At 70.9% G+C, this 26384-nt stretch carries 22 protein-coding genes; 11 read left to right on the top strand and 11 right to left on the bottom strand.

The features are described 5' to 3' along the window. Positions 1–58 precede the first annotated feature (58 nt). Complete coding sequence (gene yczE, locus ABD831_RS18500) at positions 59–793, top strand: membrane protein YczE (RefSeq protein ID WP_344950129.1); 735 nt, start codon at positions 59–61, stop codon at positions 791–793. A 4-nt stretch (positions 794–797) separates the two neighbouring features. Here the strand turns inward: yczE and ABD831_RS18495 are convergent, their stop codons facing one another. Together ABD831_RS18495 and ABD831_RS18490 are read right to left on the bottom strand one after the other, a co-directional pair. Beyond that, complete coding sequence (locus ABD831_RS18495; protein ID WP_344950126.1) at positions 798–1337, bottom strand: 2'-5' RNA ligase family protein; 540 nt, start codon at positions 1335–1337, stop codon at positions 798–800. An 8-nt stretch (positions 1338–1345) separates the two neighbouring features. Further along, positions 1346–1978 (bottom strand): TetR/AcrR family transcriptional regulator, encoded by a 633-nt coding sequence (locus ABD831_RS18490; RefSeq protein ID WP_344950123.1) that lies wholly within the window; start codon positions 1976–1978, stop codon positions 1346–1348. A gap of 98 nt (positions 1979–2076) precedes the next feature. Here ABD831_RS18490 and ABD831_RS18485 point away from each other — a divergent pair, with 98 nt between their 5' ends. Then, complete coding sequence (locus ABD831_RS18485) at positions 2077–3222, top strand: acyl-CoA dehydrogenase family protein (RefSeq protein ID WP_344950120.1); 1146 nt, start codon at positions 2077–2079, stop codon at positions 3220–3222. After that, positions 3222–3998, top strand: coding sequence for an SDR family oxidoreductase (locus ABD831_RS18480; protein ID WP_344950117.1), 777 nt, complete (start codon positions 3222–3224; stop codon positions 3996–3998). Before ABD831_RS18485 ends, ABD831_RS18480 begins: the two co-directional genes overlap by 1 nt. Before the next feature lie 27 nt (positions 3999–4025). On the opposite strand, the gene ABD831_RS18475 is transcribed toward ABD831_RS18480, so the two are convergent. Then, on the bottom strand, positions 4026–5216 hold the full coding sequence (locus ABD831_RS18475) for a baeRF3 domain-containing protein (protein ID WP_344950115.1): 1191 nt from the start codon (positions 5214–5216) through the stop codon (positions 4026–4028). Between the two features lie 391 nt (positions 5217–5607). On the opposite strand from ABD831_RS18475, the gene glgX reads away from it, so the two are divergent. The 3 genes from glgX to treZ are packed head-to-tail and all read left to right on the top strand — an operon-like array spanning position 5608 to position 12031. Continuing rightward, positions 5608–7779, top strand: a complete 2172-nt coding sequence (glgX, locus tag ABD831_RS18470) for a glycogen debranching protein GlgX (RefSeq protein ID WP_142179979.1) — start codon at positions 5608–5610, stop codon at positions 7777–7779. Beyond that, entirely contained in the window at positions 7776–10205 is a 2430-nt protein-coding gene (gene treY, locus ABD831_RS18465; protein WP_344950111.1) for a malto-oligosyltrehalose synthase, read from the top strand. Before glgX ends, treY begins: the two co-directional genes overlap by 4 nt. Continuing rightward, positions 10202–12031 carry a malto-oligosyltrehalose trehalohydrolase gene (gene treZ, locus ABD831_RS18460; protein WP_344950108.1) on the top strand — a complete coding sequence of 610 codons (1830 nt, stop codon included), beginning with the start codon at positions 10202–10204 and terminating at the stop codon, positions 12029–12031. The genes treY and treZ overlap by 4 nt, the downstream gene beginning before the upstream one ends. A 154-nt stretch (positions 12032–12185) precedes the next feature. Here the strand turns inward: treZ and ABD831_RS18455 are convergent, their stop codons facing one another. Together ABD831_RS18455 and ABD831_RS18450 are read right to left on the bottom strand one after the other, a co-directional pair. Continuing rightward, positions 12186–13154, bottom strand: coding sequence for an acyl-CoA thioesterase (locus tag ABD831_RS18455; RefSeq protein WP_344950105.1), 969 nt, complete (start codon positions 13152–13154; stop codon positions 12186–12188). Positions 13155–13206: 52 nt separating this feature from the next. Further along, entirely contained in the window at positions 13207–15360 is a 2154-nt protein-coding gene (locus ABD831_RS18450) for a RecQ family ATP-dependent DNA helicase (RefSeq protein ID WP_344950102.1), read from the bottom strand. 122 nt (positions 15361–15482) lie between these two features. On the opposite strand from ABD831_RS18450, the gene ABD831_RS18445 reads away from it, so the two are divergent. Continuing rightward, positions 15483–15968 (top strand): acyl-CoA thioesterase, encoded by a 486-nt coding sequence (locus ABD831_RS18445; RefSeq protein ID WP_344950099.1) that lies wholly within the window; start codon positions 15483–15485, stop codon positions 15966–15968. After that, positions 15965–16603 (top strand): DUF8185 domain-containing protein, encoded by a 639-nt coding sequence (locus ABD831_RS18440; protein WP_344950097.1) that lies wholly within the window; start codon positions 15965–15967, stop codon positions 16601–16603. Before ABD831_RS18445 ends, ABD831_RS18440 begins: the two co-directional genes overlap by 4 nt. A 62-nt stretch (positions 16604–16665) precedes the next feature. Here ABD831_RS18440 and ABD831_RS18435 read toward each other — a convergent pair whose 3' ends face one another. The 5 genes from ABD831_RS18435 to ABD831_RS18415 all read right to left on the bottom strand — a co-directional run bounded on the left by ABD831_RS18435 (position 16666) and on the right by ABD831_RS18415 (position 23141). Beyond that, positions 16666–17457: a glycerophosphodiester phosphodiesterase family protein gene (locus ABD831_RS18435; RefSeq protein ID WP_344950094.1), complete on the bottom strand. Its 792-nt coding sequence runs from the start codon at positions 17455–17457 to the stop codon at positions 16666–16668. Positions 17458–17547: 90 nt separating this feature from the next. Beyond that, on the bottom strand, positions 17548–18069 hold the full coding sequence (locus ABD831_RS18430; RefSeq protein ID WP_344950092.1) for a DUF2247 family protein: 522 nt from the start codon (positions 18067–18069) through the stop codon (positions 17548–17550). After that, complete coding sequence (locus ABD831_RS18425; protein WP_344950090.1) at positions 18066–20891, bottom strand: hypothetical protein; 2826 nt, start codon at positions 20889–20891, stop codon at positions 18066–18068. Before ABD831_RS18425 ends, ABD831_RS18430 begins: the two co-directional genes overlap by 4 nt. Then, complete coding sequence (locus ABD831_RS18420) at positions 20888–21241, bottom strand: hypothetical protein (protein ID WP_344950087.1); 354 nt, start codon at positions 21239–21241, stop codon at positions 20888–20890. Before ABD831_RS18420 ends, ABD831_RS18425 begins: the two co-directional genes overlap by 4 nt. Positions 21242–21371: 130 nt before the next feature. Beyond that, entirely contained in the window at positions 21372–23141 is a 1770-nt protein-coding gene (locus ABD831_RS18415) for a glycoside hydrolase family 13 protein (protein ID WP_344950222.1), read from the bottom strand. Between the two features lie 166 nt (positions 23142–23307). Here ABD831_RS18415 and ABD831_RS18410 point away from each other — a divergent pair, with 166 nt between their 5' ends. Further along, on the top strand, positions 23308–24162 hold the full coding sequence (locus tag ABD831_RS18410) for an LLM class flavin-dependent oxidoreductase (RefSeq protein WP_344950084.1): 855 nt from the start codon (positions 23308–23310) through the stop codon (positions 24160–24162). A gap of 53 nt (positions 24163–24215) precedes the next feature. On the opposite strand, the gene ABD831_RS18405 is transcribed toward ABD831_RS18410, so the two are convergent. Beyond that, complete coding sequence (locus ABD831_RS18405) at positions 24216–24713, bottom strand: MarR family winged helix-turn-helix transcriptional regulator (protein ID WP_344950081.1); 498 nt, start codon at positions 24711–24713, stop codon at positions 24216–24218. A gap of 54 nt (positions 24714–24767) precedes the next feature. Here ABD831_RS18405 and ABD831_RS18400 point away from each other — a divergent pair, with 54 nt between their 5' ends. Next, positions 24768–25979 (top strand): FAD-dependent oxidoreductase, encoded by a 1212-nt coding sequence (locus ABD831_RS18400; protein ID WP_344950078.1) that lies wholly within the window; start codon positions 24768–24770, stop codon positions 25977–25979. Further along, entirely contained in the window at positions 25976–26383 is a 408-nt protein-coding gene (locus ABD831_RS18395) for an NUDIX hydrolase (RefSeq protein WP_344950074.1), read from the top strand. Before ABD831_RS18400 ends, ABD831_RS18395 begins: the two co-directional genes overlap by 4 nt. Position 26384 lies beyond the last annotated feature (1 nt).

Here is a 26384-nt window from a genome sequence, read left to right as displayed (position 1 = left end):
TCCAGTGTCCCACGATTGGCCCTTAATAGTCAGTCCAGTCGTCGTCATGATGGAGCGCATGAGACGTCACGTCGCCCTTGCGAACCTCACACCGCGCGAGCAGCTGCGCGCCGGCCTGCTGCCACGCCGCGTCGTCCAGCTGCTCGCCGGACTGGCCCTCTACGGCGTCTCGATGGCGATGATGATCCGTTCGACGCTGGGCCTCGACCCGTGGGACGTCTTCCATGCCGGCATCGCGACCCACGTGCCCCTGACCTTCGGCCAGGTGACCATCGTCGTCGGCGCTCTCGTCCTGCTGCTCTGGGTGCCGCTGCGGCAGTGGCCGGGACTCGGCACCATCGCCAACGTCGTCGTGATCGGGCTCGCCGCCGATGCCGGCCTCGCGCTCATCGACCCTCCCGGGTCGATGTGGGCACGGGTCCTGCTGCTCGGCTTCGGCATCGTCCTCAACGGGGTCGCCGGTGGTCTCTACATCGGCAGCCAGCTCGGCCCCGGTCCGCGTGACGGGCTCATGACGGGTTTCGCGCGTCGCACCGGGCTGTCGATCCGCCTGGTGCGCACGACGATCGAGGTGCTCGTGCTGTCCGTGGGCTGGCTGCTCGGCGGTCCTGTCGGCCTCGGCACCGTGCTGTACGCCGTGTCGATCGGCCCTCTCGTCCAGTTCTTCCTGCCGCGTCTGACGGTCGACCTGCGGCTCGCCGACGGGAGCGAGACCTCGGTCGACGGGGTCGGCGTCGTCGAGAAGCCCGTGCCCGTGACACCGACGTCGGCGTTGGGGTCGACGACGAGCTGACGCGTCAGCCGCCGAGGCGCCACGACTGCAGGATGCGGCACGAGCCCGGCTCGTACCAGGCGAGGTCGAGACGTTCGGCCCGGCAACGAGCCGGCAGCTGCGGAGCGACGAGGTCGTGGGTCGAGCGTTGCGTGACGTCCCCTGACACGGCGTCGAGCGTCAGGTGCGGGACGACGTCGCCGAATCGGCCGGCATACGGCGGGCACTGGGGGAAGGCGTGCCAGAGCGCAGCGGTGAGGGCCGCGAACGGGGTCGACGGCTCGGGTAGGAGGTGGATGATGCCGTTGGGAAACGTGTCCACCCGCTCGAGTGAGAAGTCGAAAGGTGTTGTCGTGCCGGCGATCTCGGCGATGGCAGCCAGCGTCGACGGCGTGAGCTGTGGTGCGCCGAGGAACGGCGCGAGCGCGGTGACGTGCGCGTGCACGAAGGCCGGGTCGGCGGAGACGTAGTCGGTGTCGTAGTGCCGGGTGCGGGCCAGCACGAAGGGCTCGAGCTCGGGCACCGGCACCTGGAGCACCGAGTGGCCCGCGCCGTTCGAGGGCACGGCCGACGTCACGCTCGGTGCGCGGCGCCCACGAGGCGCAGGGCGAGGGCGGCGTTCGTCGCGCCGATCTCGGCCGGCGTGCGGCGGATCGTGGGGGAGTACCACCGAGCGACGTCGACGACGATCGACAGCAGCGCCAAAGCCGTGTCGGCACTGTCGTCGACGGAGAACGAGCCGTCGGCGACGCCGCGGTCGAGGACGTCGCGCACGAGCGAGTCCATCTCCTTGCGGAGCGCGAGCACCTCGGCATGGTGCTCGGGGGTCAGGTGGTGGTGCTCGTACTGCACGACGCGGGCGACCTGGTACTGCTCGACGTGCCACTCGGTGAAGCGCGCCATGGCGGTGACGAGCTGGTCGGCCGGCGTCGAAGCGTCCGCGATGGCCGAGCGCAGCAGGCGCAAGGCGGACTCGTGGCCGCTGCGGCTGAGGGCGAAGAGCAGCTCCTCCTTGGAGCCGAAGTGGACGTAGACGCCGGCGGGGGAGAGCCCGGCGCCCGAGGCGATGTCGCGCGTCGTCGTGGCGTGGAAGCCCTTGTCGGCGAACGCGTGGGCTGCCGCTTGGAGGAGTCTCTCCACCGTGGACGCATCGGGGTCGGACGTCCGGGCTCCCGGGGCTGGCGGGGTCGTGGTGGGCTGCGGCACGTTGACAGCATGCCGCAGGGGAGGGAAACTAAGCAAGCGCTTAGTTACCCGTGGGTACCGGCGCGTCGCACCCGTGAGCACGCCCGATGGAGGACGAAATGCCCCGCAACATCTACGACGAGGACCACGAGGCGATGCGCGCGTCGGCGCGCGAGTTCGTCACGCGCACGCTCGCTCCACGCGCGGACGAGATGATCGCGGCCAAGTCGATCCCGCGCGACATCTGGCTCGAGGCCGGCAAGCAGGGCTTCTTCGGCCTCGACATCCCCGAGGAGTTCGGGGGCGCCGGCGTCGACGACTATCGTTTCAACGCCGTCGTCGCCGAGGAGATGTCCCGCTTCAACGCGGCGACCAGCTCGTGCTTCGGCATCCACTCCGACGTGTGCCCGCCCTACATCGTCGACCTCGGCACCGAGGAGCAGAAGCAGCGTTGGCTCCCTGGCATGGCCAGTGGCGAGCTGATCTGCGCCATCGCGATGACCGAGCCGTCCGGCGGCTCCGACCTCGCGGCCCTGAAGACGACCGCCGTTCGTGACGGCGACGCCTGGATCCTCAACGGCTCCAAGACCTTCATCACCAACGGCTACCGGGCCGACCTCGTCATCGTCGCCGCCCGTACCGACCCGTCCAAGGGAGCCAAGGGCATCACGTTGCTCATGGTCGAGCGCGGCATGGAGGGCTTCGTCAACGGACGCAAGCTCGACAAGGTCGGCATGGACGAGTCCGACACGGCCGAGCTCTTCTTCGAGAACGTCCGCGTGCCCGACGAGAACCGGCTCGGCCCCGAGGGGATGGGTTTCATCTCGATGATGCAGCGGCTCCCGCAGGAGCGGGTCGGCGCGGCCGTCTCCAACGTCGCCCACGCGAAGGCGATCCTCGAGGAGACGATCCAGTACGCCAAGGACCGCAAGGCCTTCGGCCAGCCCATCGGTGCCTTCCAGCACAACAAGTTCCTCATGGCCGAGCTCGTGACCAAGATCGAGGTGGCCGAGGCCTACGTCGACGACTGTGTCGCCGCCCACGCCGAGGGCAAGCTCTCCGCCGTCGACGCCGCCAAGGCGAAGTGGTGGAGCTCGCAGGTGCAGAACGACGTGCTCGACCACTGCGTCCAGCTGCACGGTGGCTACGGCTTCATGAACGAGTACCGCGTGGCGCGCGCCTGGCGCGACGCCCGGGTGACGAAGATCTGGGCCGGCTCCAACGAGATCATGAAGGAGCTCATCGGCCGGGACCTCGGCTTCTGATGGGGGCTGCTGCACGCGGCGGACGCCACGAGGGCGCCGTCGCCATCATCACCGGCGCCAGCCGGGGCATCGGCCTCGGCATCGCCCAGCGGCTCGTCGCCGAGGGCGCCAAGGTCGTCATCACGGCGCGGAAGCCGGACGCGCTCGCGGCTGCCGTCGAGCAGCTCGGCGGCGCTGCCAACGCCCTGGGCGTGGCTGGCAACGCAGCCGACGAGGCCCATCAGGACGAGGTCATCGCCACGGCCCGCGAGACGTTCGGCGGCCTGCACCTGCTCGTCAACAACACCGGCATCAACCCGGCCTACGGTCCGATGCTCGACTCGGACCTCGACATCGCGCGCAAGGTGCTCGACGTCAACGTCGTCGCAGCCTTCTCGTGGATCAAGAAGGCCGTCGCCGCCGGGCTCGGCGACGAGACCCACCCGGGGTCGGTCGTCAACCTCGCCTCCGTCGCAGGCCAGGGGGCGAGCGGGGTCATCGGCTGGTACGGCGTCTCCAAGGCAGCCCTCATCCACCTGACGACCGAGCTCGGCTACGAGCTCGGCCCGGACGTGCGCGTCAACGCCGTCGCCCCGGCCGTCGTCAAGACCAAGTTCGCGGAGGCTCTCTACGAGGGACGCGAGGAGAAGGTCGTCCGCGCCTACCCGATGAAGCGTCTCGGTCTTCCCGAGGACGTGGCCGGCGCCGTCAGCTTCCTGCTGAGCACGGACGCGTCGTGGGTCACCGGCCAGACGCTCACGGTCGACGGCGGTGTGACGTTGGGCGGCGCTCTCTGACCGGCCGGCCCGTCGGCCCCTGGGCCGTCAGAAGCGCAGCAGCGCGGCGGCGCTTCCCGCCACCGGCAGGACCCCGAGCGGGACGCACCGACCCTTGTGTCGGATCGTCTCCGCGACGGCGCTGTCGATGAGCCCGTCGTCCTGGGGGGATGCCGGCCCCGCCGTGTCCGGGACGCTGTTCGTGGCGGTGTTCGGAGCCGTGCTCGTGATGGGCTCCGGGGCGACGAACAGAGTGTCGACCCGACCGTCGCGGGCGGCGGCGAGGAGCTGTTCGGGGTCGCTCGCGGTCAGCCCCGTGCCGTCGGCCTCTCGGAAGCGGTCCAGCAAGGCCTGCTCCCGGTGGCCGATGTCGGCGGCGACGATCTCCCAGGCCGCAGCATGCAGCTCGTCTGCCGTGCGGCGCTCGGGGTTGCCCTCGACGGCCTTGTCCACGACCGTCGGGTAGCGACTCACGTGGCGGTAGATCGGCAGGTAGTAGCCGACGCACGCCAGCACCAGCGGCTCGCCCCGGCGACCGAAGCGCTGGGTGAGCGGCTCGTCGACCGCCCTGAAGAAACGCTCGAGCGCGGCCTTGTCGTAGTCGGCCTCGTTGCCCTGGCCGTGCACCTGCCTCTCGCGGCGGCCGGCAGAGCGTCCGCTCGAGTGGGACTGCCCGTGCCGCTCCATCTCCTCCTGCGGGATGGCCTCCTGCATCGAGGAGGGGATCGCGTCGAGCGGCAGCTCCTGCACCGTCTCCCTTGTCCCGTGCAGGAGCCGGACCCGGTTCTGGGCCAGCGCGAGGACGAGGAAGCCGCTGCTGGGCGTCACGAGCGGGATGAGGGGACGGAGGCGGAAGGCAGGCCCCAGGACCACCTGGTCCGTCGGGGCGACGGGCAGGCGAGCACGCATCGCGAACCCGGGGGCGACGAAGAAGGCGAGGCCGGGGCGCCGGACCTCCCAGAAGTCGGCGTCACTCTCCAGGGTCCTCAGCTGCTCGAGGAGCTCGGCAGCGACCCCCTCGTCGACGCCGGCCTCGGCAAGGTCCGCGGCGGCCTGCCGAACCTGTGTCCGCAGCCGCGACGGGCTGAGTCTCGTGTCCGGGCCGGTGACACTGGTGTGCAGGTAGACGGTGATGCACGGACCGTCGACCTCACTGAGCCGGACCAGGCTCTCGACCGAGACGAGATCGACCTCGTCCCACGGCGTGCTCGGCACGGCAGCTGACGTCTGGGTGTTCATCGGAGCTCTCCTCTCCGTGGGCTCGGCCCCTCCGGCTCACTCACCTCCCATGTCATCACCAGGCGTGCGGGCGACGCAGGGTCCTAGGTCCCGGTGAGCCACGGAAAATCCTCCACCCCGCTGGGGAGCCCCTGCCGAGCGCGACGACGCCACATCCCGTCTCCAACTGCGCCCGACCGGGTACTGGAGGCAGGGACGTCCTGGCTGAGCAGCGTCTTCCCGGCCCCGGTGGACGCCGCGTCGACCGAGCGCGCGCCGACCGGCATACGACCGCATTGCGCTCGATGGGCCCCGGCAGGGAAGAATGCGCTGTGCGGCCACCGTCGTCCGCTGGTCGCCACGCCGTGGCGCCGCGGCTGTGTGCCGCGACCGAACGACGGAAAGTAGGTCCATGGAGATCTGGCCGGGCAAGCCCTACCCCCTCGGAGCCACGTACGACGGCTCCGGGGTCAACTTCGCGGTCTTCTCCGAGGTGGCCGAGCGCATCGAGCTGTGCCTGCTCGACGACGACCTCGCCGAGACGCGGATCGACCTCCCCGAGACGGACGGCTTCGTGTGGCACGGGTACGTGCCCTACGTGCAGCCCGGGCAGCGCTACGGCTTCCGGGTGCACGGCCCGTACGACCCTGAGAACGGTCACCGGTGCAACCCGAGCAAGTTCCTGCTCGACCCCTACGCCAAGGCCATCGAGGGTCAGGCCGAGAACGACCAGTCGCTCTACTCGTACACCTTCGGTGACGAGGACGCCGCGACGACGACGGAGATCAACACCGACGACAGCGTGCGCCACACCATGCACTCGATCGTCATCAACCCGTTCTTCGACTGGGGCGACGACCGCCCGCCGCGCCACGAGTACCACGAGACCATCATCTACGAGGCCCACGTCAAGGGTCTGACGATGCTCCACCCGGAGATCCCCGAGGAGATCCGCGGCACCTATGCCGGCATCGCCCACCCCGCGATGATCAAGCACCTGAGCGACCTCGGGATCACCGCCATCGAGCTGATGCCCGTGCACCAGTTCGTCCAGGACGCGCCGCTCGTCGACCGCGGCCTGTCGAACTACTGGGGCTACAACACCATCGGCTTCCTCGCCCCGCACAACGAGTACGCCGCCGGCGGGCAGCGCGGTCAGCAGGTGCTGGAGTTCAAGGGCATGGTCAAGGAGCTGCACGCAGCCGACATCGAGGTCATCCTCGACGTCGTCTACAACCACACGGCCGAGGGCAACCACATGGGCCCCACGCTGGCCTTCCGTGGGCTGGACAACAACAGCTACTACCGGCTCGTCAGCGACGACCTGTCGCACTACTACGACACGACCGGCACCGGCAACAGCCTCCTCATGCGCAGCCCGCACGTGCTGCAGCTCATCATGGACTCGCTGCGCTACTGGGTCACCGAGATGCACGTCGACGGCTTCCGCTTCGACCTCGCAGCGACCCTGGCCCGCCAGTTCCACGAGGTGGACAAGCTGTCGGCCTTCTTCGACCTCATCCAGCAGGACCCGGTCGTCAGCCAGGTCAAGCTGATCGCCGAGCCGTGGGACGTCGGCGAGGGCGGCTACCAGGTGGGCAACTTCCCGCCGCTCTGGACCGAGTGGAACGGCAAGTTCCGCGACACCGTGCGCGACTTCTGGCGTGGAGAGGGTGGCGCCCTCGGTGAGTTCGCCTCTCGCTTCACGGGATCCAGTGACCTCTACGAGCACTCGGGTCGCAAGCCGATCGCCTCCGTCAACTTCGTCACGGCCCACGACGGCTTCACGCTGCACGACCTCGTCTCCTACAACGAGAAGCACAACGAGGCCAACGGGGAGGGCAACAACGACGGCGAGAGCCACAACCGCTCGTGGAACTGCGGCGTCGAGGGCCCCACGCAGGACCCCGAGATCCGCGAGATCCGGCTCCGTCAGCAGCGCAACTTCCTCACCACCCTGCTCTTCTCGCAGGGCGTGCCGATGATGCTGCACGGCGACGAGCTCGGCCGCACCCAGGGCGGCAACAACAACGGCTACTGCCAGGACAACGACATCTCCTGGATCCAGTGGGTGCTCGACGAGGACGACCAGAAGCTGCTCGTCTTCACCCAGTCGCTCGTGAAGCTGCGGCGCGAGCACCAGGTGTTCCGGCGTCGCCGGTTCTTCGCCGGCAACGCCGACCACGGCGGTGAGAGCGAGCTCGGTGACATCGCCTGGTTCACCCCCGAGGCCCAGCACATGGACGAGGAGGCATGGAGCAACGGCCAGGCCAGGTCGCTCATGATCTTCCTCAACGGCTCTGCCATCCCGGAGCCGGACCCGCGCGGCCAGCAGATCCTCGACGACTCCTTCCTCGTCATGTTCAACGCGCACGACGAGGCGCTCGCCTTCACCCTCCCGGACGAGGAGTACGGCGCGCAGTGGATCCCCGTCATCGACACGGCGCGGCACGAGATCGAGGCCACGCCCCTCGACCCGACGTGGCAGATCCAGGTCCAGGCGCGCAGCATCGTCGTGCTGAGGTGCCCGCGCGAGATGGTCTCGCCCAACATCCCCGGCGTCACGGAGGAGGCCACCGCGTGAGGTACACCAGCGCACCCGTCTCGACCCACCGGCTCCAGCTCGAGCCCGACTTCACCCTCGATGACGCGGCTGCGCAGGTGGATCACCTTGCGGCACTGGGGATCACGCACCTCTACCTGTCGCCGATCCTGCAGGCCACCATCGGCTCGAAGCACGGCTACGACGTCACCGACCACACGTCGGTCGCCGAGGGTCTCGGCGGCGACGCCGGCTTCGCCCGGCTCGTGGAGGCCGCCCACGCGGCCGGCCTCGGTGTCGTCGTCGACGTCGTGCCGAACCACATGACCACGCCGACGCCGCTCTCGCTCAACCGCCCGCTGTGGTCGGTGCTCCGCGAGGGCCGGCAGTCGGCATACGCCACGTGGTTCGACGTCGACTGGGACGCCCAGGACGGGCGCATCCTCATGCCCGTGCTCGGTGCTCCGCTCGTCGAGGTGCTCGCTGCGGGGGAGATCTCCGTGGGGGAGCACGAGGGGGAGCCAGTCGTGCGTTACTACGACCACGTCTTCCCGCTCGCCGCCGGCACCGACGTGAGTATGCCGCTGGGTGACCTGCTCGAGGCCCAGCACTACCGCCTCGCGTCGTGGACCGTCGGCGACTCCGAACTGAACTACCGGCGGTTCTTCGACGTCACGTCCCTCATCGCGGTGCGCGTCGAGGAGCCCGAGGTGTTCGACGCGACGCACGCGCTGCTCGTCGACGGCATCCGCTCGGGCGCCATCGACGGTCTGCGCATCGACCACCCGGACGGGCTGGCCGACCCCGAGGGCTACCTCGAGAGGCTCGCCGAGGCGACCGGTGACGCCTGGGTCGTCGTCGAGAAGATCCTCGAGGGCGACGAGCAGCTGCCGCACGCCTGGCGGACGGCCGGCACGACGGGCTACGACGCGCTGCTGCGCGTCGGCGGTCTCTTCGTCGACCCCGCCGGGGCCGAGCCGCTCGACGACCTCTCGACCGAGCTCCTCGGCGAGCGGCAGGACCTCGGGGCGATCGTCACGGAGTCGAAGCGGTGGGTCGTGCAGGTCATGCTCGCCACCGAGGTGAGCCGGCTGATGCGGCTCGTCGCGCGTGCGCGCCCGGACCTCGAGGAGGCCGCTGCACGCGAGGTGCTCGAGGCGATGCTCGTCGGGATGGACCGCTACCGCGTCTACGTGCGGCCCGGGCACCCACGGGACGGGCTCCACGCTGAACCGCTCGAGCTGGCCGTCGTCGAGGGCGCCGGGTCGCGCTACGGCTCTCTCGACCGCGCGTGCGTCGAGGGCCTGGTCGATCTCGCACTGGGTGAGGGAGACGTCCGTGACGAGGCGGCGCGCGACGAGTTCGTCGTGCGCTTCCAGCAGACGTGCGGGCCGGCCATGGCCAAGGCGATCGAGGACACGGCGTACTACCGCTACGTCCGGCTCGTCGGGCTCAACGAGGTCGGTGGGGACCCGACTCGGGTGGGGGCGCCGACCACGGACTTCCACTGGTTCGCGCAGAACCTGCTCGGGGAGTGGCCCCAGTCGATGACGACCCTCTCGACCCACGACACGAAGCGCGCCGAGGACGTGCGCGCGCGGCTCTTCGTCCTCGCCGAGCGGCCTGACGCGTGGGCGACCTGGGTGCGGGCGGCCCGCGACCTGGCTGCCCCGGTGCGAGCCGAGGAGCTCGACGTCCTCACCGAGTACTTCCTGTGGCAGACCGTGGTCGGCGCGTGGCCGATCAGCGAGGAACGGTTGCAGGCCTACGCCCTGAAGGCCGTTCGCGAGTCGAAGCTCTACACGCGATGGACCGACCCCGACGAGGCCTACGAGTCGGCCGTCGAGCGCTTCGTGACCGGCGTCGTGACCACGCCGGAGATCGTCGCCCACGTCGAGTCCTGGGTGGAGGCCACGCGCCCGGAGACGCGGGCCAACGTGCTCGGCCAGAAGCTCGTGCAGCTCACGATGCCCGGGGTGCCCGACGTCTACCAGGGCACCGACCTCGTCGACCTCTCCCTCGTCGACCCGGACAACCGCCGCGCCGTCGACTACGCCGAGCGCCGCGACCGCCTCGCCCGACTCGACTCGGGACTCGCCCCGGCCGATCTCCACGACGAGAAGCTGCTCGTGACGAGCTCGGCCCTGCGCGTACGTCGCGAGCGTCCGGACTCCTTCACCGGCCAGGGCTCGACCTACGTGCCGGTGGCCACGACGTCCGAGCACGCGGTCGCGTTCGGTCGCGGCACGGGCGAGCGTCTCGAGGCGATCACGGTCGTGACCCGCCTCGCCGGGCGCCTCGCGGACGCCGGCGGGTTCGGTGACGCCACCATCGACCTGCCCGCGGGCCGTTGGCGCGACGTCCTCTCCACGATGTCGTTCGACGCTGGTCCGACCCCGCTGGCGGACGTCATCGGAACCACGGGCCTGCCCGTCGCCCTCCTCGTGCGGGTACGGGACGAGTCATGACCTCCGACACCGACACCATCCGAGTCTGGGCGCCGCTCGCGTCGCGCGTCGACGTCCTCGCCACTCCGGTGGAGGGGCGGCGCGAGCCGACGTCTGCCGCCCGACGTCACGCCATGACGGCCGAGTCCGGTGGCTGGTGGTCGTGGACCCGTCCGGACGGCGGCACGCTGGACTACTCCTTCAGCCTCGACGGTGGGGACCCCCGTCCGGACCCGCGCGGAGCCTGGCTGCCTCATGGGGTCCACGGCGCGAGCCGCACCTTCGACGCCGGCGCGCACACCTGGGGTGACGCCGGCTGGCGCGGCACCCGTGACGGCCGCGGGGTGCCGGGCGGGGTCGTCTACGAGCTGCACGTGGGCACGTTCACGCCCGAGGGCAGCTTCGACGCCGCCATCGGTCACCTCGCCCACCTCGTCGACCTCGGCATCGACGTCGTCGAGGTCATGCCCGTCGCGGCGTTCGGTGGCACGCACGGGTGGGGCTACGACGGGGTGGCGCCGTATGCCGTGCAGCAGGCCTATGGGGGTCCCGCCGCGTTCCAGCGCTTCGTCGATGCCTGCCATGCGCAGGGCCTCGGCGTCTGCCTCGACGTGGTCTACAACCACCTCGGCCCCACGGGCAACTACCTCGCCGAGTTCGGGCCCTACTTCACCGCCACCCACACGACGCCCTGGGGTCCGGCCGTCAACCTCGACGCGGACGGCAGTCACGAGGTGCGTCGCTGGGTGATCGACAACGCCCTGCGCTGGTTCCGCGACTTCCACGTCGACGCGCTGCGGCTGGACGCCGTGCACGAGATGCGGGACGAGTCCGAGCCACACATCCTGGCGCAGCTGTCCGACGAGACCGCCTCTCTGGCAACCGAGCTCGGACGTCCCCTCGACCTGATCGCCGAGAGCGACCTCAACGACGCGATCATGGTCACGCCGACCAGCGAGGGCGGGCGCGGCATGACGGCGCAGTGGGACGACGACATCCACCACGCGCTCCACGTGGCGCTGACCGGTGAGACGCAGGGGTACTACGGCGACTTCGCCGGCGGGACCGAGGCGTGGCCCGACGGTGGGCCCATCTCGGTGCTGGCCAAGACATTGTCCGACGCCTTCCTCCACGACGGCCGCATGTCGACGTTCCGCGGCGCCGTGTGGGGATCCCCGGTCGACCAGGAGGTGCGCTCGGGGCACGAGTTCCTCGCCTACCTCCAGACCCACGACCAGGTCGGCAACCGCGCCACCGGCGACCGCATCAGTGACCAGATCTCACCCGGGCAGCAGGCCGTCGGCGCCGCGCTCTACCTGCTCTCGCCGTTCACGGCGATGGTCTTCATGGGGGAGGAATGGCGCGCGAGCACCCCGTTCGCCTTCTTCACCTCCTTCGAGGAGGAGTGGCTCGCGGAGGCCGTCCGCTCGGGCCGTCGAGCCGAGTTCGCGGCCCACGGGTGGGACGAGGCCGACGTGCCCGACCCGCAGGACCCTGCGACGCGGGCGCGCAGCGTGCTCGACTGGAGCGAGCCGAGCGCTCCCGGGCACAACGAGATGCTGCACTTCTACCGTGAGCTGATCAAGGTCCGCCGCACGCAGCCTGACGTCGCGTCGGGCGACCTGCGGGCCACGTCGGTGAGGTTCGACGAGGACGCGAAGTGGATGATCCTGTCGCGCGGGGCCGTGCACGTGGTGGCCAACCTCGCCGGTCGTGCGCAGGTGGTGCCGTTCGGCGGCGAGGTCGAGCACATCCTCGCGTCATGGGGTCGTGCCCCGATCGTCGACGGCAACGGTGTGCGTCTCGACGGCCACGACGTCGCCGTCCTCCGCACCACCACCATCTGACGCTGCCCGTGGGATGAGCGCCCTACCCGTTCGAGGGGGCGCGTCGCCCCACCCACGCGAGCTGTCCTGGTGCGGGTGGGGGGCACGCAGCCATCCGAGGTGGGAGTCAGGCTGACTCGACGACGGGAGACCTGCGCGCCGGTGGTTTCCTGCGTCAGGACTGCTTGACGCGGACCATGCCCTCCTGCGCGGTCGTGGCGACGAGGGTGCCGTCCTGGCTGAAGATCTCGCCGATGGACAGACCACGACCGCTCACGGCCGACGGCGACTGCTGGGCGTAGAGCAGCCACTCGTCGGCGCGGACGTCGCGGTGGAACCACATCGAGTGGTCGAGGCTCGCCACTCGCAGACGTCGGTCGGTCCACACCAGGCCGTGACGTCGAAGTACCGGCTCGAGGAGCGAGTAGTCGCTCGAGTAGGCCAGCACGGCCGCGTGCAGCAGAGGGTCGTCCGGGAGGCGCTCGACGGCTCGCATCCACACGTGGTTGGTCGCCACCTGCTCCGGCCCGGCGTCGAGGAACATGTTGCTCTCGACGGGGCGCAGCTCGATGGGGCGTGCCTCCGCGATGTGCCGCGCTCCCGGGTGGTCGACGCCGCGGAAGGCGTCCGCCAAGGAGGCGAGCTCCTCGGGGCCCTGGACCTGTGGCATCGGGTCCTGGTGGTCGAGGCCACCGGCCCGCTCCTGGAAGGAGCAGGTCATCGACATGATCGGCGCACCCTTCTGGACGGCGTGCACGCGGCGGGTGGAGAACGAGTTGCCGTCGCGCATCTCCTCGACGGCGAAGCGGATCGGCAGCGTGTCGTCGCCAGGGCGCATGAAGTAGCCGTGGAGCGAGTGGATGGGCCGGGAGCCGTCGCCGTCGTTGAGGTCGCGCACCGTGATGCCGGCGGCCATGACGCACTGGGCCAGGACCTGACCGCCGAAGACACGTCCGTGGGGCATCTTCTGGCTGCGGCCCTCGAAGACACGGGCCGACGACGCGCCGATCGACTCGGCGGCGTCGCGTCCCCGGACGTCGGTGACGGCGATGTGCGCGGTCCCGACGTCCTCGAGGGTCAGCACCTCGAGGAGATCCTCGAGAGGAGGGAGCGGGCGCGGCTCGGAGGGGGCGTCTGCAGTCACAGGACGACCCTAGTGGCCGCGACCGAGTCGCCGTGGCAGCCCGCGACGGCCGTCACGCCTCCATGGCCAGGGCCATCGGGAGCACGGCCGGCGCTCCGGCCTCACGCAGCAGGCCGGCGCACACGGTCAGGGTCCAGCGTGAGTCGCTCACGTCGTCGAGCAGCAGGACCGGTCCCGGGATGCCGCTGAGGGAGCCGGCGAGCTCGGGCCCGACGGCGAGGCGTCCCCAGACGTTGGCGAGCCGGAAGGCGCTGTTGCCGCCGGGCTCGCCGACGGGACCGCCCTCGACCAGGTCGAGCGCGCCGAGATAGGGCAGCCGGCCGAGCTGACCCAGCCCGGTGGCGAGCGACTCGACGAGAATCGGGCGGCGGCGTGACGGGACCGAGACGATCGCGGCGGGGCGCTCCTGCCAGCCCCAGCCGGCCAGGACGTCGACGCAGGCTCGCAGGACCTCAGCCGGGATCTCCCGGTCCTCGCCCCTGAGCAGCTCGCGCAGGCGCTGGCCCCACCCGAGGTCGCTGAGGCGCGCGACGGCCCGGCCCTCCTCCATCGACACCGACGCGGCGATCTTGCCCTTGAAGGGGACGCCGAGACGGTCCATGCCGGAGGGCCACTGGGCGCGGGACTCGAGCACGACGCCCGGACGCTCGAGCCGGGAGCGGGCGGTGTTGATGGCAGCCTCGGGGATGGTCGTGTCGAACCAGGGCTCGACACAGCGGTCGCACCGGCCACAGGGTTCGGCGGAGTCGTCGTCGAGGGTCTCCTGCAGGAACGCCATGCGGCAGCGGTCGGTGCGTTCGTAGTCGACCATCAGCTGCTGCTCGCGCTCTCGGGCCTCGGTCACGCGTCCGTAGCGTTCGGCGTCGTAGGTCCACGGCTCGCCGGTGGCGGTCCACCCTCCCGGCACCCGGTGCACGGCGCCGTCGACGTCGAGCACCTTGAGGAGGAGCTCGAGACGGGTGCGGCGCACGTCGACGATCGTCTCGAGCGCCACCGTCGAGAGGGCCTTCGGGGACTCAGAGAGCGCACGCACGACCGCGTCGGCCTGGTCCTGCCTGGGCATCGAGGCCGAGGCGAAGTAGCGCCAGATGTCCTTGTCCTCGGGCCCGGGCATGAGCAGCACGTCGGCACGCTCGGTGGCGCGGCCCGCACGGCCGACCTGCTGGTAGTAGGCGACGGGCGACGACGGTGCGCCGAGGTGCAGTACGAAGCCGAGGTCGGGCTTGTCGAACCCCATGCCGAGCGCCGAGGTGGCCACGAGGGCCTTGACCTCGTTGTCGCGCAGGGCCTCCTCGAGCCGGATCCGCTCGGACGGCTCGGTGCGCCCGGTGTAGGCGGCGACCGTGTGGCCAGCCTCACGGAGCGCGACGGCGACGTCCTCGGCGGCTGCGACCGTCAGGGCGTACACGATGCCCGACCCGGGCAGCCCCCCGAGATGGGCGATGAGCCAGGCGAGGCGCTGCTCGGGGGCGGCCAGGGGCAGGACGCCGAGACGCAGCGACGCCCGTGCCAGCGGACCCCGCAGGGTCAGGACGTCGCGGCCGCCGGCACCGAGCTGCTCGACGACGTCTGTCACCACGCGCGCGTTGGCCGTCGCCGTCGTGGCGAGCACGGGCGTGCGCTCGGGCAGCGTCGTGAGCAGGTCACGGATGCGGCGGTAGTCCGGTCGGAAGTCGTGGCCCCAGTCGCTGATGCAGTGTGCCTCGTCGACGACGAGCAGGCCGCACGTCTCGGCGAGCGCGGGCAGCTGCTCGTCGCGGAAGCGGGGGTTGTTGAGCCGCTCGGGACTGACGAGCAGCACGTCGACCTCACCACGGGCGAGGGCGCCGGACACGGCGCCCCACTCGTCGGCGTTGGTCGAGTTGAGGGTGACCGCCTTGATGCCGGCGCGCTCGGCCGCCGCGATCTGGTCGCGCATCAGGGCGAGCAGAGGGCTGACGATGACGGTGGGTCCCGCGCCCTCGGCCCGCCGCAGAGCGGTCGCGACGAAGTAGACGGCCGACTTGCCCCATCCGGTGCGCTGCACGACGAGCACGCGCCGTCGCCCGGCCACGAGCTCGTTGATCGCCTCGAGCTGACCGTCGCGGAAGTCGACGTCGTCCCGGCCCACGAGGCGCCGCAACGCGGTGGTCGCCCGCTCACGCAGGGCGGGGTCGACGTCGGCGACGGGCGGTGCGGAGGGTGCCGAGGTGGGGGGTGGGGTCATGGCACCCAACCTACGTGGCTCCACCGACCGGGCCGACCGGCATACGCCAGCTGTGGATGCCCGGGCGGTCCACGCAGGGGATGTGGACGAGCCGCATGGCGCGGGGCTGGAAGGATGGGTCCATGACGGAGACCGAACCGCTGACGACGCCGTACGCCGCGCAGGTGTCGCTGCGCTGGTCCGACATGGACGCGTACGCTCACATCAACAACGTGCAGTTCCTGCGGTTGCTGGAGGACGCGCGCGTCATCGCCTTCCGCGACTGGTTCGACGGCGGGGGCGCGGGCGACAAGACGATGCTCGACGAAGGCGTGCTGGTGTCGCGTCACGAGATCGAGTACCGCCGGCCCCTCGGCTTCCGGCACGCGCCCGTCGAGATCCAGATGTGGGTCTCGCGGGTCGGTGGGGCAGGATTCGACGTCGCCTACATCGTCACCGACCCCGACGGCGTGGGCGAAGGAGAACGGCCTGTGTACGCCGTCGCGGAGACCGAGCTCGCGCTCTACGACTTCGCGAGCGAGTCGCCAAGACGTATGCGTCCCGACGAGCGCACCTCGGTCAGGTCCCGCCTCGGAGCGCCCGCGCCGTTCCGGAGGCGTCGCCGGTGACCGACACGCAGCACATCGACTTCGGCGACCCTCGCGGCCTCGCCGACCTCGGCACCTACCTGGGACGCGCGAGCCGGGCCAACCCCGAGGGCGCCGTGCGCCTCCAGGTGCTCGGCCACCTCCTCCTGACCACCGTCGCCGTCATCGAGGGGACCGGTCTCATGGGTGAGGGCACGGTGCTCGGGATGCGCGTCGTCACCATCGCGCCCTCCGACGACATCGATGCCACGGTGTCCTTCGCCTCGGTCAACGACCGTCTGGCGCGCGAGGGCAACGGTGCCGTGCTCAGCGTTCCGCCCACGACCGTGCGCGCCCCCTGGAGCGGGCTGACGCCTCCGCGCGACGGTTGGGAGCCTGTCGGTCAGCTCGACGGTGACGTCATCGACTCCATTGCGCGCCAAGGAATCTCACAGGTCGCTGAGGGGACGCCCGAAAACGCCGGTGGTCATGCCGTCGACTCGCTCCGACGACGCACGTGGGGTGCCATGAGCGACACGGTGCCGCCGATCGCGGCCGGCCTGGCGTTCGGTGCCCATGTGCTTGGTTTCACGTCCGCGGGGGAGTCGGCATCGATCGCCGCGCACGGCCGCTGGACCCGCCTCAGCACGTCGCGAGGCCACGTCCTCGTCCGCTGACCGATGGCGTATGCCGTCCGTCGCATCCAGAACGGTGGGCGCGGACCGATTCGGCGGGCACCTCAGGCGCGTCCGGTCCAGACGCCGCGTTCGACCAGGACGTCCTTGAGCACGTCGATGCGGTCGCTGACCAGACCATCGACGCCGAGGTCGAGCAGGTGCCGCATCTCGTCGGGGTCGTCGATGGTCCAGACGTGGACCTGCTTGCCGTAACGGTGAGCGGTCTCGACGAGCTGGGCGGTGACGATGCGAACCGGCCTGCCACGCAAGGGAATCACGGGCGGGACCTGGAACACGTCTGCAGGGGTGCGGAAGACCGCGGTGAGGACCTGGGGACCGAAACGGGCCAGGGCCGTGCCGACCTGGGAGGCAGCCGTGGCGACGGTGCCGTGTGACAGGCGCCGGAAGTGGGAGATGTTGCGCTGGGAGAAGGAGCCGACACACACCTGGTCGTGCAGCCCGCGCTCCTCGATGAGGCGCCACAGCGGGTCGGCGGTCCCGGGGGCCTTGAGGTCGATGTTGAGGTTGACGTCGGGCCACAGGTCGAGCAGCTCGGTCAGCAGCGGGACCCGGCCGCCGTCGCCGACCTCGGCGTGCGACACCTCGGACCACGGAAGGTCGCGAATCAGCCCGCGGGCGTTGCTGACGCGGTCGAGCCGCGTGTCGTGGAAGGCGACGAGCCGACCGTCGCGGGTGACGTGCACGTCGGTCTCGAGGTGCGTGTAGCCGAGAGCGACGGCGTTGCCGAACGCGGTCATGGTGTTCTCGAGCCCGATGTTCGGGCCGTAGAGCGAACCGCCCCGATGGGCCAGCGCCACGGGCGTGCGTTCGAGGAAGGCCCGAGTAGTCACCATGTCGCTGAGGCTATATGCCAGCTCTGCAGCCTCCGGCAAACCCCTGAGGACTTCGACGACGTCGGACGGTGGATGGTGATGTCCCAAGTGTCATGAGTCGCCCGGTCTCTGGCGAAGCGAGAACTCGCGTTCGCGATCCTCCAGATATGAGCGCCAACGGCGTTCAAGCGCAACCTTGCCCGGGCGATCCCCCTCAGGAGCCGGAAGGAACGGGACGAATCCCTCGATCTCCTCGGGATAGTCGAAGTCGGCGTAGATCTCATCGATCCTGTCCAAGGCATCTGGTGAGACTCCTCTCCGCTCCCAAGCGAGCAAGAGCACGAGGAAGAGCCAGACCCTCGACGGATCCAGATCATCTGCTGGACCGTCGTGGTCGAGCTGGTCGATCAAGTCGGGGACGCGGTCGATTTCGTCCCTGAGCAAGCAGCTGAGCTCCTCCACCGGCGACGGGTTGGAGTGCCCGCGTCCTACTGCGGTCTCGGCGAGGAGTACCACGTCCTGCTCGTTGATGTAGCCCAGGTGGTAGCCCCTAGCCAGCTCAGCCGGGAGCAGGTCGACATGTCGGGTGATGAAATCAACAGCGATTCGTTGTCTTGACGGGTCTGTTGTCATGGCTTGATGGGCACCCCGTTGATCTTCCCGTTACGGACAAACAGTTGATGAGTGACGCGGTCTCCGTCGAGAATCCACTCGAACCGTCCTGAGACGCCGTTCACGCTACCCGGCATCTGGATGAGCGCCCTTTGCTTTCCGTCGCCGCCAACCAAGGTGAAGACGCTGGCCTGCTCGGCGATGTCATCGACCACCCACGAGCCCGAGCGGTGCCAAGGGTCAGTCTTCTGGGCCGACCCCGTCAGCTTGGCCTCGACTACCTGCTTCTCCGCCTCGGATGGCGTCCGGGGCAAGCGAGCTGGTCTGTCGGACGGTGTGACGTGCACTCGATCTATGGGGCCGGTGTGGTTCCTCAGCCGTTCGTCGACCGACGAGCCGATCCCGGCCGCACCGTCCTTGACGGCGGCGTTGGCGGCAGCCCGGATCTCGGCGGAGCGGGCAGCGCGCAGGGCCTCAGCGGTGGGCAGGGCCGGTGCGCGCCTGGCGCCGACGGACATCGCCGGCAGCACGTCGTTGCGGCTACCGGTGATCGCCTCGATCCGGGTGACCAGGTCGGCACGCCTGGCGTCGTCGACCTCGGTCTGGTCGAGCTCCACGTTGGAGCGGACCAGCGAGATCACGAGCTCGTCGTGCGGAGTTCGCTGGGTGCCTCCGTCCCGATACGAGTGCGCCGCCGTCAAGAGGGCCGTCACGTTGCCGCGGCGGATCTCGAGGAGCACGTGCGCGGCCTCGGCCACGCCGTTCAAGGCCGAGCGGTTGAGCTCGTCCTGCCGTCGGGCCAGGGCGACTAGTGTCGCCGAAGCCGATTGGTCGAAGAACCCCAGCCGAGTCACGTCGTGTCGCACGTCGCCACCGCTTGCCACGGTCTGGCGGGCGGCGTCGAGCTCGCTGTCGACCAGCCGGTCGTATGCCGGCCCGGTGTCCTTGCCGTCGAGCCCCATCCCGGTGTCGACCGCGAGGGCGGCCACGACTCCCGACAGCTCCCGAGGCGTGAGCCACGGCTGGGGTCCGTCGGAGGTGGGCGCGGCGTAAGGGGTGCCCGGACCGGCGAGGAGCGCAGGGGTGACGAGGGCGAGATCGATGTTGTTGCGCATGGCGGCCATCCAGCCGACGACGAGGTCTTCCAGCGGGGCCGTCGTCCCGGTGTAGATGCGGGTCGTCGACGCCTCCGACATGGCGAAGTCACTCGTCCGCGACACCTCGAGCATCAGCCGTGCCCGGGTCTGTGCCGCACCGTCGCCCCTGCTCGACGCGGCGACGTCGGCCAGTCGCCTCAGGTCGGCGTCGGTGCGCAGGCACAGATCCGAGTGGCTCTCGGTTCCACTGGCCTCGTGGGTGATCCAGCGACGCACCAGGTGCTCACCGAGGGTGAGTCTGTCGCCACGTGAGTTGAGCAGCGCATCGCCGCCGGCGGACGACAGCGGCAGCGGCAGCGGTTCGGCGAGCAGCGCAGCGGCGTCAGCAGGGTCGTCACCGACGTGCCCGAGCAGGACGTGCAGCGCATCTCCCGTCTCGGCGGCGTCATCGAACCACGACGTGAAGCTCGAGACGCCGTCGGGCAGCAAGGTGCTGCCGTGTTCGAGCCTGGCGTCGGCGTCGCGGGTCTCAGCGATCTCCGAGGTCGCGGCCGCCGCTGCTGCTCGGCGAGCGAGGCGGGCCGGGAGGGACCGGTCGTCCCCTGCGGCGCGGGCACCGGCGAGCAGCTGGCCGAGCAGCCAGGCGCCGGAGGCGCGTCCACCGCCGCGCGGGTCGACGTGCACCGTGTCGACACCAGCGACGAGCTCATCGGCGAGAAGCGCTGCGCCCGAAGCCAGCTGGGCGCGGGTCCGCGGGTCGGTCCCGGCTGGCGCCGAGTGGCTCGTCGCGGTGACGAGGAGCGAGCCCAGGGCCCCGAGCAGGCCGCGCACCCCGTCGACAGGTGCACCCGAGACGGAACGCGTGACGCCTGCGGCCACCAGAAGCTCGGAGAGGCCGCCTGCGCCGAGCTCGGACAGCAGCGCTTGCGCGTAGACAGGATCGTCCACTCGAGCCATGACCCGGTTCGTCAGCTGCACCGTCTCACCCGCCCCCGCTGCGCCAGGACCGCCGACAGCGCCGTCGACCGGGTCGACGCCGGCCAGGAGCCGACGAGCGAGCACGCCGTCGGCCACCGCCGCCTCACGTGAGGCCCGCGCGGCGACCGCACCGTCGGCGAACCAGAGGCCGCCGGTCACCACCTCCCGGACGGCCGCTGCGCTGGTCAGGGTGTCCGCCGGAACGGTCGTGTCGGTCACGGCGGCCACGAGCCCCGAGCACCGGCGCGCCGTGGCTCGCAGCTCGTCCATGACGACGGCGTAGGAGCGGCTGAGCCGAGCGCGCCCGGCACGCTGCTCGGAGCGAGCTCGCTCGACACCCAGCGTGCCCATGGCACCCGTCGGGTCGGGGATCCCGGCGACGCGGAGGACGGCGAGCAGGTGTTCATCGTCGAGCGCGTCCCACTGCCGCTGCAGCGAGCGCACCCGGGCGATCGCGTGCTCCAGAGCCGCGGCATACGTCATCAGCGACCGGGATGCCTGAGGGAGGGCGTCGACGACCCGACGCGCCCGGCACCCGAGCTCGTCCGCCTCAGCACGGGCCACGGAAGCGGCCTCACCGGACCAGACGGCTCCCAGCCGACGTCCGAGCGTGCCGCTGACCGTGGTGCTGGCGCGGGCGCGCGATGCGGCCCGGTCGAGGGACCGTGCTGCGGAGCGCAGGCCGGCGACGTCTCCGGAGGGCAGGGGGAGTGCGACATCACCCGGGACGGTCACCGCCGAGTGCCCGGCCTCGTGCGCTCGGCTCATCGCGGACCGGGGCCGGACGGATCACCCGGTGCTGCCTGGCCACTCGCAGCGATGGCGGCGAGACCGGAGGTGACGAAGAGCTCGACCGAACGAGCCTCCAGCGTCGACCGGTCCAGGCGGTCGCCCAAGGCGCTCGCCGCGTCAGCGAGCGCGTCGAGGGCATGGACGTGCACGCTGCGGAATCGCTCGAGGGCGATGCCGAGACCATCACCCTCGCCTCTGACGGCTGCCGAGGCGAAGGCCCCGGCTGAGGCCACGGCCGACGCGCAGGCGCTCAGCTCGCTCGGATCGTTGGACAGGGCGAGCCGCTCGCAGGACACCCCGTGGGTGTCGATGGAGTAGCGCGTCATGCCACGACCGTAGGAGAGCGGGACGCTCCGTCTCGGCCGTCATCCACAGGACCTGGTATGCCGTGAGGCCCCCGTCCCAAGGGGACGGGGGCCTCACGTGCGAGGGGCCGGATGCGCCCCCGTCATCAGGTCAGGACCAGCGGGCCCAGACCGTGGTGTCGGTCGGGACGAGCCCGTTCTCGAGCGGTCCGGAGGCCACGATGAGCTCCGCGCCCTCGGGCAGGGCGACCGCCTCGGCGCCGAGGTTGGCCACGACGAGCACCCGGTCGCGCCCGGACGCGCCGTTGGTCAGCGCGACGACGTCGTCGCCGTACCCCGTGACCCACGTGAGCGAGCCGGTACCGAGCGACAGCTCGCGACGCGACGCGAGGAGCGAGCGGTACAGCTCGAGCGTCGACCCTTCGACACCTTCCTGGCGGTCCACGGCGTACTCCGCGTAGGCGCTGGGCTGGGGGAGCCACGTGCTGGCGCTCGGGCCGAATCCGAGCGACGGGCCGTCGGCCGACCACGGGATCGGGACGCGGCAGCCGTCGCGGCCGGTCTCTGCGCCGTCGGTGCGCGCGAACGTCGGGTCCTGGCGGTACTCGGCCGGCATGTCGGTCGAGTCCGGCAGGCCGAGCTCCTCGCCCTGGTAGATGTAGGCGCCGCCGGGCAGCGCGAGCATGAGCGCGGTCGCGGCGCGGGCCCGGCGCAGGCCGAGGGCGCGGTCGGGCTGCGGGTCGGTGGCCGAGATGCCGTTCATCCGCGGCGTGCCCGGCGCGTAGCCGAGGCGGGACGCGTGACGCACGACGTCGTGGTTGGACAGCACCCACGTCGACGGGGCGCCCACCGAGTCGGCGGCGTGCAGCGAGGAGGTGATGACGGTGCGCAGGTCGTCAGCGATCCACGACGCCGTGAGGAAGTCGAAGTTGAACGCCTGGTGCATCTCGTCCGGGCGGACGTAGGCGACAGCGCGCTCCTGCGGCTCGACCCAGGCCTCGGCGCACAGGATGCGGTCGGGCGTGCCGTAGGACTCGAGGATCTGGCGCCAGGCGCGGTAGATCTCGTGGACGCCGTCCTGGTCCCACATCGGGCTGCGCTTCGTGTGGTCGATGCGGGGGGCCTCTTCGGCGGGTGCGTGCCCGTGCTCGACACCGTGCTCGACACCGTGCTCGTGCTCGGAGTGACCGAGCATCGTGGTGCGCTCCTCCTCGGTGTCGGGCAGGCCCTGCTCCTTGATGAGACCGTGCGCCACGTCGACGCGGAAGCCGTCGACGCCCCGGTCCAGCCAGAAACGCAGGATCGACTCGAACTCGGCGCGCACCTCGGGGTGCTCCCAGTTGAAGTCCGGCTGCTTGGTGTCGAAGATGTGCAGGTACCACTGGCCGGGCTTGCCATCGGCCTCGGTGACCCGCGTCCACGCGGCGCCGCCGAAGACGGACTCCCAGTTGTTCGGGGGCAGCTCGCCGTGCTCGCCGCGGCCCTCGCGGAACATGTAGCGCTCGCGCTCGGCCGAGCCGGGACCAGCGGCGAGAGCAGCCTTGAACCACTCGTGCTCGTCGGAGGAGTGGTTGGGCACCATGTCGACGATGACCTTGAGGCCGAGCTCGTGCGCCCGGGCGATCATGGCGTCGGCGTCGGCGAGCGAGCCGAAGATGGTGTCGATGTCGCGGTAGTCCGCGACGTCGTAGCCGGCGTCCGCCTGCGGTGAGGTGTAGAACGGCGAGAGCCAGATGGCGTCGACCCCGAGGGCGCGCAGGTGCGGCAGGCGCGAGGTGATGCCGGGGAGGTCGCCGATGCCGTCGCCGTCGTGGTCGGCCCACGAGCGCGGGTAGATCTGGTAGATCACGGCCTGCCGCCACCAGGCGGCATCCGGGCGGTCTGCGGCGTGCACGGGGGTCGCGTCCTCGCGGACTTCCACGTCGTGCCGGGCGTCGAGCTCGGGGTGGTTCAGGGTCTGGGTTGCTGATGGCGTCACGAGCCACCATCGTTCCTCATCGGACCGAAAACTCAAAGAAAGTTCTGCAACTTCTTGCAACGCGTCGCTCTGCGCCTTGGCTGTCCGCGCCTCTTGGTAGGAACGGGTGATGAAGACCGGCTTCGTCGTCCCCTATGCCACCGAGCGTGAGTTCGCCGACCTCGCGCGTCTGGGCGAGGACCGGGGCTGGGACGCCGTGCTCGGCTGGGAGGCGCTCTACGGCGTCGAGGCGTGGGTCCAGCTCGGCGCCGCGGCCATGGTCACCGAGCGCATCCGTCTCGGCACGCTGCTCACTCCAGCCTCCCGGCACCGCCCCTGGGACCTCGCGTCCAGGGTCGGCTCCGTCGACCGCCTGAGCGGTGGCCGGGCGTTCATGTCGGTCGGACTGGGCGCGCTGCACCCCGGCTGGACCGCCTTCGAGGCCGACGAGGGTCGCGCCGAGCGGGCGCGCAAGCTCGACGAGTGCCTGGCCGTCTACGCCGGGCTCCTCGACGATCCCGCGACCTTCACCTATGCCGGAGAGCACTACAGTGCCGGGCCCAACGACTTCATGCTGCCTCCGCCGACCCCGCAGCGCCCCCACCCGCCGGTCTGGGTCGTCGGGGCCCCGACCCCGGGCGGGGGTCGCCAGCGCTCGCTCGAGCGCGCGGCCCGCTGGCAGGGACTCATCCCCGCCATCCACCCGCCCGACGGTCAGCCCAAGACGCTCGAGGCGTTTGCCGGTGTCGTCGAGCCGGTGCGCCGTCTCCGTGAGGAGGCCGGCCTGCCGTGGGAGGGCTACGACGTCGTCATCGAGGCCGACTCGTGGGGTTCGTTCACCTCTCTCGAGCCGGCCGAGCCTGCGGCATGGGAGCACGCCGGGGCGACCTGGTGGGTCGAGAGCTGGTGGGACGTGCCGCAGGGTCCCGCCGGCCTGGCCGAGGTGCGCCGGCGCGTCGAGGCGGGCCCGCCCACCGACCGCTGACCGTTGGGTCGAGGCTGATCTCGAGGACGTATGCCGGGTGGCCCGGCCCGGTGTCAGGGCCGGTCGGGTGCCTGCCGGGCGAGCAGCGTCCGGTGCTCGTCGGTCAGCGTCGTGATGCGCCGCAGGTAGTCGGCCATGAACGCGAGCTGCTCGGTGCTCAGCTCGTCGAGCATCGGCTGGCCGGCACGGACGAGGGGTCCGTAGGCCTCCCAGGTCTGCGCCTGCCCCAGCTCGGTTATCTCGACGAGCACGGTGCGCCGGTCGCGGTCGGACCTGGTCCGGCGCACGAGGCCGCGCTTGACGAGCCGGTCGATGAGGGCTGTCGTGGCGGCCGGGCGCAGACCGGTGGCGGTGCTCAGCTGGCCTGCAGACTTCGGTCCGTCGACGAGCCAGTCGAGGCAGCGCAGGTCGGTGGGGCCGAGTCCGAGGCGGCGGCCGACGGTGTCGTCGAAGGCCTGGACGGAGCGCTGGTACTGCTGCATCGCGTGTCCGAGCGCCTCGGTCAGCTGCTCCCGGTCGGTCGGACGGGAGGGTTGACGGGCGGCGGACATGAGCATACCTTTCGAATCTCGAAACATTCGAATCTCGTAAGGAAGGGTACCAAGATGAAGGCTCTCGTCGTGGGAGGCGGCATCGCCGGTCCGGCTGCTGCGCTTGCCCTCCAGCAGGTCGGCATCGAGACGGTCCTGCTCGAGGCGTGGCCCCGTTCGGACGGTGAGGCCGGCTCCTGGTTCACCCTCGCCCCCAACGGCCTGCACGCCCTCGACCTCCTCGGCGCGCGCAGCCTCGCGACGCAGATCGGGTTCCCGAGCGAGCGCAACGTCATGGTCGGTGCCACCGGCCGCGTGCTCGGCTCGATGAGCCTCGGGGTCCCGCTCGACGACGGCACTGTGGCTGTCACGACGAAGCGGTCCCGTCTCGCCGCAGCGCTCGTCGGCGAGGTCGAGCGGCGCGGCGCGGACGTGCGCCACGCGAGCCGGGTCGCCCACGTCATGAGCCGTCCCGACAGCGCGACCGTCGCCCTCGAGGACGGCTCGACGCTGGACGCCGACCTCCTCGTCGGCGCGGACGGCGTCCGGTCCCTGGTCCGGGGCGTCATCGACCCGGCGGCCGCACCGGCCCGCTACGTCGGGCTGACGAACTTCGGTGGGATCACCGAGCGGACGCCCCTCGCCGCGAGCCTCCCCGCGCGCCAGTGGCACTTCGTCTTCGGGTCGAGGGCCTTCTTCGGGGCTCACCCGACACCCGAGGGCGACGTCGTGTGGTTCGTCAACGTGCCCGGTCCGGTGATCACGCCCGTCGAGCGCGCAGCGCGCACGTCTGAGCAGTGGCGCGACCACCTCGTCGATCTGCTCGCCACGGACGCAGGCCCGGCGGCTGACCTCGTCCGCACCGGACGTCTGGAGCTCTGGGCCGACAACACCCACGACCTGCCGCGCGTCGCCCGCTGGCACCGGGAGCGCATGGTCATCGTCGGCGACGCAGCGCACGCTCCCTCCCCGAGCTCCGGCCAGGGGGCCTCGCTGGCGCTCGAGGACGCCGTGGTCCTCGCCACGTGCCTGCGTGATGCGGGTTCGGTGGAGGAGGCCCTGACGGCATACGAGAGCAGGCGGCGTGGCCGCGTCGAACGCATCGTCGCGGCAGGCGCACGCAGCAGCAGCTCGAAGATCCCGGGCCGCGTCGGACGGACCGTCCGCGACGCGATGATGATGCTCGTCTTCCGCTTCGTCGTCACCGACCGGTCGAGCGCCTGGGTCACCGGTCACCGGGTCCGCTGGGAGCCAGATCCCGGCCCGGCACTACCGTCAGGTGCATGACGACCTTTGTCACGGCTGCCTTCTGCCTCGTCCGGGACGGAAGGCTGCTCACCGTCCGCAAGGCCGGGTCCGTCCGCTTCATGCTGCCCGGCGGCAAGATCGACCCCGGGGAGAGTGCCCGGGAGGCCGCGGTGCGTGAGGTCATGGAGGAGGTCGGTCTCGACGTCTCGGGAGTGGGGGAGCCCCTGGGCCGCTTCCACGACGTGGCGGCCAACGAGCCGGACGCGTGGGTCGACGCGACCGTCTTCGTGACGCACCTGGATCCCGGCGACGCGCCGGCACCGCTCGCCGAGATCGCCGAGCAGCGTTGGCTCGGCCTGGACGAGGAGCTGCCCGCCGACCTGGCACCGCTGCTGCGCAACCACGTCGTGCCCTCGCTGCGCGCGCACCTCGCCACACGCTGAA

Source organism: Terrabacter ginsenosidimutans, assembly GCF_039539425.1.
In the GTDB taxonomy this organism is placed as follows: Bacteria; Actinomycetota; Actinomycetes; order Actinomycetales; family Dermatophilaceae; genus Terrabacter; species Terrabacter ginsenosidimutans.
The sequence above is the reverse complement of the archived record's forward strand: the minus strand, read 5'-3'. Positions and strand labels throughout refer to the sequence as shown.

Excerpts from the sequence above, each read along its gene's own strand:
- ABD831_RS18445 (WP_344950099.1), top strand. The coding sequence starts at position 15,483 with ATGACGGAGACCGAACCGCTGACGACGCCGTACGCCGCGCAGGTGTCG.
- ABD831_RS18405 (WP_344950081.1), bottom strand. The coding sequence starts at position 24,713 with ATGTCCGCCGCCCGTCAACCCTCCCGTCCGACCGACCGGGAGCAGCTG.
- ABD831_RS18475 (WP_344950115.1), bottom strand. The coding sequence starts at position 5,216 with ATGAACACCCAGACGTCAGCTGCCGTGCCGAGCACGCCGTGGGACGAG.
- ABD831_RS18450 (WP_344950102.1), bottom strand. The coding sequence starts at position 15,360 with ATGACCCCACCCCCCACCTCGGCACCCTCCGCACCGCCCGTCGCCGAC.
- ABD831_RS18420 (WP_344950087.1), bottom strand. The coding sequence starts at position 21,241 with ATGACGCGCTACTCCATCGACACCCACGGGGTGTCCTGCGAGCGGCTC.
- ABD831_RS18400 (WP_344950078.1), top strand. The coding sequence starts at position 24,768 with ATGAAGGCTCTCGTCGTGGGAGGCGGCATCGCCGGTCCGGCTGCTGCG.
- glgX (WP_142179979.1), top strand. The coding sequence starts at position 5,608 with ATGGAGATCTGGCCGGGCAAGCCCTACCCCCTCGGAGCCACGTACGAC.
- ABD831_RS18480 (WP_344950117.1), top strand. The coding sequence starts at position 3,222 with ATGGGGGCTGCTGCACGCGGCGGACGCCACGAGGGCGCCGTCGCCATC.
- ABD831_RS18410 (WP_344950084.1), top strand. The coding sequence starts at position 23,308 with ATGAAGACCGGCTTCGTCGTCCCCTATGCCACCGAGCGTGAGTTCGCC.
- treZ (WP_344950108.1), top strand. The coding sequence starts at position 10,202 with ATGACCTCCGACACCGACACCATCCGAGTCTGGGCGCCGCTCGCGTCG.
- ABD831_RS18485 (WP_344950120.1), top strand. The coding sequence starts at position 2,077 with ATGCCCCGCAACATCTACGACGAGGACCACGAGGCGATGCGCGCGTCG.
- ABD831_RS18430 (WP_344950092.1), bottom strand. The coding sequence starts at position 18,069 with ATGACAACAGACCCGTCAAGACAACGAATCGCTGTTGATTTCATCACC.
- ABD831_RS18395 (WP_344950074.1), top strand. The coding sequence starts at position 25,976 with ATGACGACCTTTGTCACGGCTGCCTTCTGCCTCGTCCGGGACGGAAGG.
- ABD831_RS18435 (WP_344950094.1), bottom strand. The coding sequence starts at position 17,457 with ATGGTGACTACTCGGGCCTTCCTCGAACGCACGCCCGTGGCGCTGGCC.
- yczE (WP_344950129.1), top strand. The coding sequence starts at position 59 with ATGAGACGTCACGTCGCCCTTGCGAACCTCACACCGCGCGAGCAGCTG.
- ABD831_RS18425 (WP_344950090.1), bottom strand. The coding sequence starts at position 20,891 with ATGAGCCGAGCGCACGAGGCCGGGCACTCGGCGGTGACCGTCCCGGGT.